Below are 12,171 nucleotides of genomic sequence, written 5' to 3'. Positions count from 1 at the left end.
ATGAACCACCCCACCCTGCCCCCCAACGACGACGAGCTGCACGCCTGGGTCGACGGCCAATTGCCGCCCGAACGTCGCGAGGCGGTCGAGGATGCGCTGGCGCGCGATCCGGAAGTGGCGGCCCGCGTGGCGGCCTGGCATGCCCAGCGCGACGCGTTGCGCCGCCTCCACGGCGGCCTGCTCGACGAACCCGTGCCTGCGCCGCTGATGGGCGTGCTCGAACGGCGCCGTGCCGAGGCCGGTCGCTCGACCCCCTGGCTGCGCTGGGGCGGCACGGCCGCGGGCCTGCTGGTCGCCTTCGCGGCCGGCTGGCTCGGCAATGCCCAGTGGTCGGGAGCACCGCGTGCGGCCGGGGCCTCCTTGGCGCGCGCACCGGCCGTGCGCGAGTTCGTGCGCGACGCCTCGGTGGCCCACGTCGTCTACACCCCCGAGAAGCGGCACCCCGTCGAAGTGGCCGCCGCCGAGCAGCAGCACCTGGTGCAGTGGCTGTCCAAGCGCCTCGACCACCCGCTCAAGGTGCCCGACCTGTCCTCGCTCGGCTACACGCTGGTCGGCGGACGCCTGCTGCCCGGCGAAACCGGCGCGCGCGCGCAGTTCATGTTCGAGGACGCGGCGGGTGAACGCATCACGCTGTACATCGGCACGCTCGACGCGCAGGCCGCAGATGCCACTGCCTCGCGCGAAACCGCCTTCCGTTTTGCTTCGGACAGCGCCGTGCCGAGCTTCTACTGGGTCGACCGGGGTTTCGGCTACGCCGTGGCCGGTCGCCTGCCGCGCGATGCGCTACTGAGACTCGCGACCCTGGCCTACCGCGAGTTATCGTAGCGACGGCATAAACTGCCGGTTCGCGCATTCACCTGGCTTGTTTTCGCGATTGATTTTTCAACTGAAGGAGAAACTGCATGAAATTGCTCAGCGCCTCGATCCTCGCAGCGGCACTGCTCGCCGGCTGCGGCGGCATGTCCACCAAGACCGCTGGAGCGCCCGACACGCCCACCCGCACCGCCGACGGCGTGCTGGTCGGCCCGAACGGCATGACGCTCTACACCTTCGCCCGCGACACCGCCAATGCCGGGACCTCTGCCTGCAACGGCCAATGCGCCACCAACTGGCCGCCGCTCGCCGTGGCCGACGCCGCCAAGCCCATGGGCGGCTACACCATCATCGTGCGTGAAGACGGCAAGAAGCAGTGGGCCTACAAGGGCTGGCCGCTGTACTACTGGGCCAAGGACACCAAGGCCGGCGACAAGACCGGTGACGGCGTGGCCAACGGTGCCTGGAAGGTTGCCCGTCCCTGATGCGGTCGATGTGATGGCGCCGGCCTGACCGGCGCCGCCACCCACGAAAGCCTCGGCATCCGCCGGGGCTTTTTTCATGGTGCACGGCAGAATGGCCCGATGACTTTTGCCGACACCACCCCGGATGCCTTCCACGCGCTTGTGTCTCACGGCCTCATCACCGACGCGCAGCACGATGCCGCGCTCGCACACCCCGAGGCCACAGCCCTGCCACCGATTCCCGGCCCCGCGCATGCACTGGCCTGGATGCGCCTCAAGAACCTGATCGCCGAGGAAGAACTGGATGCGGCTGTGGAACGCCTCGAAGCCGCCTCGCCGGCCGTCGCGGCGTTCACCGAAGCGGAAGACATCGCCTACGACGCAGACGACCTGCTGGACCTCGGCAAGACCGGCATCACGCACGAGGCCGTGATCGCGCTGTTCAACGAAGGACTGATCGACACCGAGACCCGCGACCTGGCGCTGCGTGCTGCGCCCCTGACCGGCGCGCCCGCCGCCCTGGGCCCCACACTGGGCTGGCTGGTGACCGACGGCCTGCTCGACACGGCGCCGTTCGAAGCGCTCCGCGCCCGTGTTGCCGCCGAGCCGGCCTTTGCGACGGCAGCCGACCATCGGCGCATCCTCGACGAGGCCCAGGCGATCGTCGCCGCCGACGAGCAGGAGACCGCCGACATGCTCAAAGAGTTCGCGCGCAGCCAGCAAGCCAGCTGGCGCAACTTCGGAATGATCGTGGTGGCCGTCGTGATCGTGATCGGCTGGTACCTCTTCGGCCGCTGAGGGCCAGCGGAGGGTCAGTGCGCGCCCGGCAGCGCGCTGTCCGCCAGCGTGGTGCGGCGCCCGCGCAGCGCGAGCAGCTCGTTGAACACCAGCGCGCCGATCACGAGCACGCCGCCCGTCAGCACGCTGGCCGCGGGCGTCTCGCCGGCGCCGAGCCAGGCCAGTGCGATGCCGAAGATCACCTCGAGCAGCGCCAGCAACGCCACCTCGGGCGCCTTGAGCACCTGCGCGCACAGCACCGAGAGCACGCAGGGAATCGCCAGCTGAAAGACACCCAGGAAGGCCAGCAGTCCCAGGTCATGGGGGCCGGCATGGAACGGCCAGGCCAGCGGCAAGGTGACGAGCGCGGAGAGGGTCGCGCCGATCAGCACCGCAGGCACCAGGTCGACATCCTGCCCCTTGGCGTGCGCATGCTGGACCACGGTCCATTGCGTCGCGCCGGCCAGCGGCACGCACAGCGCCACCAGCGTGCCGACGAGCGACCCACCGCCACCGCCCAGCAGCTGCGTGCCGTACATCCAGCCGATGCCCAGCCCGGCGACCACGATGGCCGCCCAGGTGCGCGCGGGAAGCTTGTGCCCGATGAAGAGGCGCGCGGCCAGTGCGGTGAACAGCGGCCCGAGCGACATCGTGACCAGCACGCTCGCGGTGGAGGTGAGGGTCAGCGCCACCATGAAGGCCGTGAACATCACGGCCCAGCAGACGCCCGAGATCCACAACGACCGCCCGCCGCGGCGCAGCAGCGAGAACACCGCCCGCCCCCGCCAAAGCGGCAAGATCACCAGCAGCGCCAGCATCGTGAAGAGGCTGCGCCAGAAGGTGATCTCGAAACTGTGCGCCTGCGCCAAGTGCCGCGTGACAACGCCCGCCGTGCCCCACATGAGGGTCACGACGACCATCAGCCCGACAGCGGCGCCGTGCGTCAAGCGCATGGCCGATCGAAGGCGATCAGCCGTTCGACGTGTCGCGGCCGGCGCGCTTGCGGTCGCTTTCCTTCAGGAAACGCTTGCGCAGGCGCACGCTCTTGGGCGTGATTTCGACCAGCTCGTCGTCCTCGATGAACTCGACGCCGTATTCCAGCGTGAGGTCGATTGGGGGCGTGATCTTGATCGCGTCTTCCTTGCCCGAGACGCGGAAGTTGGTCAGCTGCTTGGTGCGCGTGGCGTTCACGACCAGGTCGTTGTCGCGGCTGTGGATGCCGACGATCATGCCTTCGTACACCGGATCGTTCGCCTTCACGAACATGCGACCGCGGTCGTCCAGCTTGCCCAGCGCGTAGGTGAAGATTTCACCGTCGTCCATCGAGATCAGCACGCCGTTCTTGCGGCTGCCGATCTCGCCCTTGTGGGCTTCGTAGCTGTCGAAGATGTTGCTGATGAGGCCCGAGCCACGCGTCAGGTTCAGGAATTCGTTCGTGAAGCCGATGAGGCCACGCGCCGGAATGCGGTACTCCAGGCGCACGCGGCCACGGCCGTCCGGTTCCATGTTGACCAGCTCGCCCTTGCGTTCGCCCAGTGCCTGCATCACGCCACCCTGGTGGGTTTCCTCGATGTCGGCCGTGACCAATTCGATAGGCTCGTGCTTTTCGCCGTTCACGGTGCGGAACACCACGCGCGGCTTGGACACGGCCATTTCATAGCCTTCGCGGCGCATGTTTTCCAGCAGGATGGTCAGGTGCAGTTCGCCGCGGCCCATGACTTCGAAGATGCCTTCTTCGTCGGTCTCGCTCACGCGCAGGGCCACGTTGTGCTGCAGTTCCTTTTGCAGGCGGTCCCAGATCTGGCGGCTGGTCACGAACTTGCCTTCGCGGCCGGCCAGCGGGCTGGTGTTCACGCAGAAGTTCATGGTCAGGGTCGGTTCGTCGACCTTGAGCATGGGCAGCGGCGCAGGCTTGTCCTTGTCGGTAACGGTGACGCCGATGCCGATGTCGGCGATGCCGTTGATCAGCACGATTTCGCCGGGGCCGGCTTCGGTCGATTGCACGCGATCCAGGCCCTGGAAGGTCAGCACCTGGTTGACGCGGCCCTTGACGGTCTTGCCGTCCGGACCTTCCATGACCAGCACGTCGGTCATGGGCTTGAGCGTGCCCTGGCTGATGCGGCCCACGCCGATGCGGCCCACGAAGGTCGAGAAGTCGAGGGCGGAAATCTGCAGCTGCAGCGGCGCGTTCGGGTCACCCTTTTGCGACGGCACGTGCTTCAGGATGGTGTTGAACAGGGCCGACATGTCGGGGCCCCACTGCTCACCGGGGGCGCCTTCTTCGAGCGACGACCAGCCGTTGATGCCCGAGGCGTACACCACGGGGAAGTCGAGCTGTTCGTCGGTCGCGCCGAGCTTGTCGAACAGGTCGAAGGCGGCATTGACCACCTTGTCGGGGTTCGCGCCGGGCTTGTCGACCTTGTTCACGACCAGGATGGGCTTCAGGCCCAGGGCCAGCGCCTTCTTGGTCACGAAACGCGTCTGGGGCATCGGGCCTTCCTGCGCGTCGATCAGCAGCACCACGCCGTCGACCATCGACAGTGCGCGTTCCACTTCACCGCCGAAGTCCGCGTGGCCCGGGGTGTCGACGATGTTGATGTGCGTGCCTTCCCAGGTCACGGCGCAGTTCTTGGCCAGGATCGTGATGCCACGTTCCTTTTCGATCGCGTTGTTGTCCATCACCGTGTCGACGACCTTCTCGTGCTCGGCGAAGGTGCCCGACTGGCGCAGCAGCTGGTCGACCATGGTGGTCTTGCCATGGTCCACGTGGGCAATGATGGCGATATTGCGGATTTGCTTGGTACTCATGGTGTCGCTTCGGTCTGTGGTGCGTTCAAAAGAATTTGCTGAATTTCGATGGGGTTCAGCAAGCGCCCCGGGATCAGTTCGCCGGCGCTCACGTGGGCGGTGCCCAGGAACGCCTGCGGTTCGGTGCCGAACACGGCCACCGCCTCGGCATCGGCCCAGCCGCCGCGGCGGCGCAGGCCCGAGAGAAAACGTGCGGCATCTTCGGCCGCGAGCGTGACGCGGCTGTGGCCGTCGACCAGCGCTTCGGGAGGCAACAGGCGTGCCAGGCGCTCGTCTTCGGTCATGGCTTCGAGCGCTTCGATGGTGACGCACTGCGCCTGCCCGAAGCCGCCCGTGGCCGTGCGGCGCAGCGAGGTCAGGTGCGCGCCGCAACCCAGGGCCTCGCCGATGTCCTCGCCCAGGGTGCGAATGTAGGTGCCCTTGCTCACGCTCGCAACGATGCGAATGCTGGTGTCATCCAGCTGCGTCAGCGTGAGTTGGTGAATGACGACGTCGCGCGGCGCGCGCTCGATCTCGATGCCTTCGCGGGCGTACTCGTACAGCGCCTTGCCGTCTTTCTTGAGCGCGCTGTGCATCGGCGGCACCTGGCGGATCGGGCCGGTGAATTGGGCCTGGACACGGGCCAGGTCTTCTGGCGACACCTGCACCGGGCGTTCGGCGATCACCTCGCCCTCGGCGTCACCGGTGGCGGTCTTGACACCCAGGCGCGCGACCGCCTCGTAGGTCTTGTCGGCGTCCAGGTGCAGCTGGCTGAATTTGGTGGCGGCGCCGAAACACAGCGGCAGCACGCCTGTGGCGAGCGGATCGAGCGTGCCGGTGTGGCCCGCTTTTTCGGCGCGCAGCAACCACTTGGCCTTTTGCAAGGCCTGGTTGCTGGAAAACCCCAGCGGCTTGTCGAGCAGCAACACCCCATGCACAGGGCGCCGCTGCACCCGTGTGCGTGGCGCGTTCATCGCTAGTCGTCTTTCGAGCGCGAAGCAACGGCCTGTGCGATGAGCGCATTCATGTCGGCCGCACGCTCGGTGGTGCGGTCGAACAGAAAGTGCAGCGTCGGCACGGTGTGGATGTGCAGGCGCTTGAACAGGCCGTTGCGCAGGAAGCCCGCGGCCTGGTTCAGCGCTTCGGTGGTCTCGGCCACGTCGCCCGTGAGCAGGCTGAAGAAGACCTTCGCATGCGCATAGTCGGGCGTGACTTCGACCGCCTGGATCGTGACCATGCCCACGCGCGGGTCCTTCAACTCGCGCGCGATCAGCTCCGTCAGATCGCGCTGGATCTGGTCGGCGACCTTGAACGCGCGGTTGGGTGCGGCTGCTTTTCTTTTCGGCATGGCCTCTTTCGCGTCGAACGCTTACAGCGTCCGGGCGATTTCCTTGATCTCGAAGAATTCGAGCTGATCGCCCTCTTTGATGTCGTTGTAGTTCTTGAGCTTGATACCGCACTCAAAACCTTCGCGGACTTCGCGGACATCGTCCTTCATGCGCTTGATCGAGTCGACTTCGCCGGTGTAGATCACCACGTTGTCGCGCAGCAGGCGGAAATGCGCGCTGCGGTTGACCGAGCCCGAAGTGACGTACGAGCCGGCCACGGTGCCGATCTTCGAGGCCACGAACACCGTGCGGATCTCGGCCGAGCCGATGATCTCTTCGCGGCGCTCCGGTGCCAGCATGCCCGACATCGCGACCTTGATCTCGTCGACGGCGTCGTAAATGATGCTGTAGTAGTTCAGCTGAACGCCATTGCCTTCGGCCAGCTTGCGCGCACCGGCATCGGCACGCACGTTGAAGCCGATGACTACCGCCTTCGACGCGATCGCGAGGTTGATGTCGCTTTCGCTGATGCCGCCGACGCCGGCGTACACGATCTGCACCTTGACTTCTTCGGTCGCCAGCTTGAGCAGCGACTGGGCCAGTGCTTCCTGCGAGCCCTGAACGTCAGCCTTGATGATGATGCGCAGCGTCTGCACTTCGCCCGCCGACAGGTCGGTGAACATGTTCTGCAGGTTCGCGGCTTGCGCCCTCGCCAGCTTGGTGTTGCGGAACTTGCCGGCACGGTAGGTGGCGATTTCGCGCGCACGGCGCTCGTCGGCCATCACCATGAACTCGTCGCCCGCTTGCGGCACTTCGGTCAGACCCTGGATTTCGACCGGGATCGACGGACCTGCCGACTTGGTGGCCTTGCCGTCTTCGTCCAGCATGGCGCGCACGCGGCCATAGGTCGAGCCAGCCAGCACCACGTCGCCGGTCTTGAGCGTGCCGGACTGAACCAGCACGGTCGCGACCGGGCCGCGGCCCTTGTCGAGCTGGGCTTCGATGACCAGGCCCTTGGCGGCGGCATCCACCGGCGCCTTGAGTTCCAGCACTTCGGCCTGCAGCAGCACCTGCTCGAGCAGGTCGTCGATGCCCTGGCCGGTCTTGGCCGACACCGGCACGAACGGCACGTCGCCGCCGTACTCTTCGGGCACGACCTCTTCGGCCACCAGTTCCTGCTTCACGCGGTCCAGGTTGGCGTCGGGCTTGTCCACCTTGTTGATCGCAACCACGATCGGCACACCCGCCGCCTTCGCGTGCTTGATGGCTTCCTTGGTCTGGGGCATGACGCCGTCGTCGGCCGCCACCACCAGGATCACGATGTCGGTGGCCTGCGCACCGCGGGCACGCATGGCGGTGAACGCCTCGTGACCCGGGGTGTCGAGGAACGACACCATGCCGCGTTCGGTTTCGACGTGGTACGCACCAATGTGCTGCGTGATGCCGCCGGCTTCGCCCGCGGCGACCTTGGCGCGGCGGATGTAGTCCAGCAGCGAGGTCTTGCCGTGGTCGACGTGACCCATGACGGTCACGACCGGTGCGCGCGGCAGGGCTTCGGCCTGTTGCGCCGACACGTCCTCGTCGGTGAAGGCTTCGGGGTCGTCCAGCGCGGCAACCACCGCGTTGTGGCCCATTTCCTCCACGATGATCATCGCGGTGTCCTGGTCGAGCGACTGGTTGATGGTCGCCATCATGCCCAGCTTCATCAATTGCTTGATGACTTCCTGCGCCTTCACGGCCATCTTGTGCGCGAGCTCGGCGACCGTGATGGTCTCGGGCACGTGCACTTCGAGCACGCGCGCCTCGACCGGTGCGGCCGGTGCGTGCTGCTCGTCATGACCGCCACGGTCGTTGCCGCGACGGCCACGCGGGCCGCCGCGCCAGTTGCCGCGGCTGACACCGCCGCTGGCATCGCCGCGGGTCTTGATTTCCTTCTTCTTGGCAGGATCGCCGGCCCAGCTCGACGAGAGCTTGGCGGACTTGACTTCCTTGCCGGCACCGGCAGCGGCCGGCGCTGCGGCGCCAGGGGCCGCAGGGGCGCCCGGACGGCCCGGCGGCGTGGCTGGCTTGTGCAGCGTGCCCTTGACCGTCGACTTTTCAGGCTGCGGCTTCTCGGGCGCCTTGTGCGGCACCAGCACGCGGGCCGGTGCGTTCATCATGGCGCGGATGGCTTCGGCTTCGGCCAGGGCCTTGCGGCGACGCTCGTCGAGGTCCTTGGCGCGGGCGGCTTCTTCATCGGCACGGGCCTTCGATTCGGCGGCGGCCTTGGCCTTGGCGTCTTCCTTGGCTTGCGTGGCGGCGTTCTGGGCGGCCAGCTTGGTGTCGGCGGCCTGCTTTTCGGCAACGGCAGCGGTTTCTGCAGCTGCAGCAGCGGCAGCCACAGCGGCCGGTGCGGCCGGGGCAGCCACCGGCTGCTTCGCGGCTTCCTTGGCCGAAGCGGCGACGGCTTCAGCGGCCTTCTTCTCGGCGGCGATGCGCGCAGCTTCCTGCTCAGCCTGTTCGGCGCGCTCGGCCTTTTCGGCCTGCTCGCGTTCGCGGGCTTCGGTTTCTTCGCGCTGGCGACGCTTCTCGGCCAGCTCTTCTTCCTGGCGGCGGATCAGCTCGGCCTGGCGGCGTGCGTCTTCCTCGCGGCGGGCCAGTTCGGCTTCGTCGATCTGGGACGCGGCCGGTGCGGCGGACGTTTCGGCCGCCTGCTGCTGCGCGCCTTCGGCCGTGGCCGGGTGGCCTTCATCGCGCTGGATGAAGGTGCGCTTCTTGCGCACTTCGACCTGGATGGTGCGCGCGCGACCGGTGGCGTCGGCCTGCTTGATCTCGCTGGTCGATTTCTTGGTCAGCGTGATCTTCTTGCGCTCGGGCTCGGCCGTGCCGTGGCTGGCCTTCAGGAAGCCGAGCAAGCGCTGCTTGTCGGCCTCCGTGAGTGCATCGGTGGCGGCCGCTTTGGGCACGCCTGCGCTCTTGAGCTGGTCAAGCAAGGTTTCGGGAGTCTTCTTGAGCTCGTTCGCGAACTCGGCGACAGTGGTACTGGACATATTGCTTTCGTGCCTCCATACCGTCACTCTTGGCCGGCGAACCAATGTTCGCGGGCTTTCAAGATGAGGGCTTTGGCGTCATCGGCGCTCAGGCCGGTGATTTCGGTGAGTTCATCGACCGCGAGGTCGGCCAGGTCGTCACGGGTGTTCACACCCGCTTCAGCCAGCTGCGGAATCAGGTCGGGATTGAGGCCTTCGAGGTCGCGCAGGTTCTGCGAGACGGTTTCGACACCTTCTTCCTTGGCGATTTCCATGGTCAGCAACGCATCCTTTGCACGGGCGCGCAGCTCATTGATGGTGTCTTCGTCGAAGGCCTCGATCTCAAGCATCTCGGAGATCGGCACGTAGGCCACCTCTTCGAGGCTGTTGAAACCTTCCGAAATCAGGATGTCGGCGATTTCCTCGTCGACATCGAGCTTTTCCATGAAGAGCTTGCGGCTGGCATCGGTCTCGGTCGCCTGCTTCTGGGCCGACTCGTTCGCGTCCATGATGTTGATCTTCCAACCGGTGAGGTCGGAAGCCAGGCGCACGTTCTGGCCGCCGCGGCCGATGGCGATCGCGAGGTTTTCCTCGTCCACCACCACGTCCATGGCGTGTTTTTCTTCGTCGACCACGATCGACGAAACATTCGCCGGCGCCAGGGCGCCGATCACGAACTGGGCCGGGTCTTCGCTCCACAGCACGATGTCCACGCGTTCGCCGGCGAGCTCGTTCGTGACGGCGTTGACGCGGGTGCCGCGCACGCCGACGCAGGTGCCGATCGGGTCGACACGCTTGTCGTGCGAGAGCACGGCGATCTTGGCGCGCGAACCGGGGTCGCGGGCGCAACTCTTGATCTCAAGCAGGCCTTGCTCGATCTCGGGCACTTCCTGGCGGAACAGCTCGATCATGAACTCGGGGGCCGAGCGCGACAGGATGATCGGCGCGCCGCGCAGCGTCAGGTCGACCTCCATGATCATGGCCCGCACGCGGTCGCCGTTGCGCAGGTTTTCCTTGGCGATCATTTCGCTGCGGCGCAGGCGGCCTTCGACGCGCCCGGCTTCCACGATGATGTCGCCCTTGTCCAGACGCTTGACGGTACCCACGAAGATCTTGTCGCCGCGCGACATGAAGTCGTTGAGCAGCATCTCGCGCTCGGCGTCGCGGATCTTCTGCAGGATGACCTGCTTGGCAGCCATGGCACCGATGCGCCCGATCGGCACCGAATCGACGGATTCCTCGATGTATTCGTCGACCTCGATGTCGGGCATCTCCTCACGAGCCTCGAAGAGCAGGATCTCCTGGTCGGGCAGTTGCAGGCCGGCTTCGTCGGGAACGACGTGCCAGCGACGGAAAGTTTCGTAGTCGCCGCTGTCGCGATCGACCGCCACGCGGATATCCACGTCACCCTGATGGAGCTTCTTGGTGGCTTGCGCCAGTGCGGATTCGACCGCGCCGAAGACCACGTCGCGCTCGACGTTCTTCTCGCGCGAGATCGCATCCACCAACATCAACATTTCGCGATTCATGCCACCACTCCTCTTGTTCAGTCCGGAACGTTCGTTCCGTCGTCAATATCCGAAAAACCCGGTTGGGTTTTGGCCTTGCGGCCCTTGAAATCCACAATCGGCGCGAGCCGCGCATCGCGCAGCTCGTCCAATACGAAGCCCAGCGCATGCAACGGTGCAGGCGCGCGCTTCTTGCTCACTTTTTGACCCGGCTTGGTCTCGGGCGCATCGCTCCAGACGATCTGCCAACCCGAACCGCCTTCAGCACGCTCCAGCGTGCCGCGAAACTTCTTGCGATTGGCCGACACCTGGCCCGCCGCGGCAGCGCCCATGGGCGCCTTGAGGGTGATGTCGATCACCGCGCCCACGAATCGATCGAAATCCTGTTCATTGCGCAAGGGGCGATCGATACCGGGCGAGGAGACCTCGAGCCGCTTGTAATCGACCGCATCGACTTCCAGCGCGAATTGCAGCTGGCGCGTGACCTTCTCGCAGTCTTCCACCGTCACGAAGGGTTCGGGCACGCCGGCCGCCACATCTTCAGAGGTGGGGGGCGTCCAGGGCAAATCAATCGTCACGCGCAGCAATCCACCGGCCGAGCGTTCGACCTCGACCAGGTCGTAGCCGAGACCGGCCACGGTTTGTTCTACTGTTTGCTGCAATGCCACGTGTTTGAAAGCGCCTTCTGAATCAATGCCCAAGCCGCAGCACCCGCCCACCACGGATGCCACGACGCCAAATAATTGCTGCTTGAGAATGCATAGACCAAAAAAAACGGGCGGTTGGTACCCGCCCGTTTGGTCGTGAGCCTCGAATTATATGCTATTCGCGTGCATAAATGAAGGACATCGGTATTCAGGCGGCCACAGGGCGCCGGTATTTCGACCAGACCACGGCAAACAGCACCGCGCCCAAGGCCAATGCGGCTGCCGCCACCAGCAAAGGCAGCTCGAAAGAACCGGTGCGCTGGGCCAATGGCGCCGCAAACAGCGGCCCGATGATCTGCCCCACCCCGTAGGACGCCGTGGCATAGCCGATCAGCCCGGCCGCGGCATTGCCGCGCAGCCGTCGGGCTTCCCGCATGGCGAAAAGCGTGATGGCGGTGAAAGGCATGCCGAGCAGCAGGCTGCCGAGCGCAAAACCCGCAATGGTCGGCCAGGCCACCGAAAAAACGACGCCGAGCGCCTGCAATGCATAAGCGGCGGCCAGCAGCAGCCGGTTGTCCCAATGCACCGGGGCGCGGGCGCCGATCAATGCGCCCGGAATGATGGCCGCCCCGAACAGCGGCCAGAAGAAATCCGGCCACGGCGATCCCGGCAGCGCCTGCCGGGCGATCACTGGCAGGAATGTGGCGGTAATGATGTAACCAAAGCCTGCCAGCCCATAGAGCGCAACCAGCCAGATCGCATCGCTGCGCGCTGACGTCGATCCCGAAGCACTGCCCGCAGCAACGGCCGGACTCGCCGCCGCCCCGCCCACCGTCGCC

Annotated in this window: 11 protein-coding genes; 3 read left to right on the top strand and 8 right to left on the bottom strand. The window is 66.2% G+C overall.

Translation table 11 applies throughout. The features are described from left to right. The 3 genes from AC07XP_RS25740 (at position 1) to AC07XP_RS25730 (ending at position 2,075) form a co-directional block, all read left to right on the top strand. The gene (locus tag AC07XP_RS25740; protein ID WP_495266275.1) at positions 1-825 is read left to right on the top strand and encodes an anti-sigma factor family protein; all 825 of its coding nucleotides are present in this window, start codon (positions 1-3) and stop codon (positions 823-825) included. A gap of 77 nt (positions 826-902) precedes the next feature. After that, entirely contained in the window at positions 903-1,298 is a 396-nt protein-coding gene (locus AC07XP_RS25735) for a COG4315 family predicted lipoprotein (protein WP_062479812.1), read from the top strand. A 99-nt stretch (positions 1,299-1,397) separates the two neighbouring features. After that, positions 1,398-2,075, top strand: a complete 678-nt coding sequence (locus AC07XP_RS25730) for a hypothetical protein (RefSeq protein WP_095948615.1) — start codon at positions 1,398-1,400, stop codon at positions 2,073-2,075. A 14-nt stretch (positions 2,076-2,089) separates the two neighbouring features. Here AC07XP_RS25730 and AC07XP_RS25725 read toward each other — a convergent pair whose 3' ends face one another. The 8 genes from AC07XP_RS25725 to AC07XP_RS25690 form a co-directional block, all read right to left on the bottom strand. Beyond that, positions 2,090-3,007: a DMT family transporter gene (locus AC07XP_RS25725; RefSeq protein WP_495266274.1), complete on the bottom strand. Its 918-nt coding sequence runs from the start codon at positions 3,005-3,007 to the stop codon at positions 2,090-2,092. Positions 3,008-3,023: 16 nt separating this feature from the next. Beyond that, positions 3,024-4,862, bottom strand: coding sequence for a translational GTPase TypA (gene typA / locus AC07XP_RS25720; RefSeq protein ID WP_095745387.1), 1,839 nt, complete (start codon positions 4,860-4,862; stop codon positions 3,024-3,026). Beyond that, positions 4,859-5,815 carry a tRNA pseudouridine(55) synthase TruB gene (gene truB / locus AC07XP_RS25715; protein WP_495266273.1) on the bottom strand — a complete coding sequence of 319 codons (957 nt, stop codon included), beginning with the start codon at positions 5,813-5,815 and terminating at the stop codon, positions 4,859-4,861. Before truB ends, typA begins: the two co-directional genes overlap by 4 nt. A 2-nt stretch (positions 5,816-5,817) precedes the next feature. Beyond that, on the bottom strand, positions 5,818-6,189 hold the full coding sequence (gene rbfA, locus AC07XP_RS25710; RefSeq protein ID WP_070060772.1) for a 30S ribosome-binding factor RbfA: 372 nt from the start codon (positions 6,187-6,189) through the stop codon (positions 5,818-5,820). 21 nt (positions 6,190-6,210) lie between these two features. Then, positions 6,211-9,198: a translation initiation factor IF-2 gene (infB, locus tag AC07XP_RS25705; RefSeq protein WP_495266272.1), complete on the bottom strand. Its 2,988-nt coding sequence runs from the start codon at positions 9,196-9,198 to the stop codon at positions 6,211-6,213. Between the two features lie 23 nt (positions 9,199-9,221). Further along, complete coding sequence (gene nusA / locus AC07XP_RS25700; protein WP_062479821.1) at positions 9,222-10,706, bottom strand: transcription termination factor NusA; 1,485 nt, start codon at positions 10,704-10,706, stop codon at positions 9,222-9,224. Positions 10,707-10,723: 17 nt separating this feature from the next. Next, entirely contained in the window at positions 10,724-11,353 is a 630-nt protein-coding gene (gene rimP / locus AC07XP_RS25695) for a ribosome maturation factor RimP (RefSeq protein WP_495266271.1), read from the bottom strand. Positions 11,354-11,540: 187 nt separating this feature from the next. Then, positions 11,541-12,171, bottom strand: a 631-nt coding sequence (locus AC07XP_RS25690) for a YbfB/YjiJ family MFS transporter (protein WP_495266270.1), incomplete at its 5' end; no start/stop codon positions are given.

Source organism: Variovorax sp. GW531-E2, from assembly GCF_059423125.1.
The sequence above is the reverse complement of the archived record's forward strand: the minus strand, read 5'-3'. Positions and strand labels throughout refer to the sequence as shown.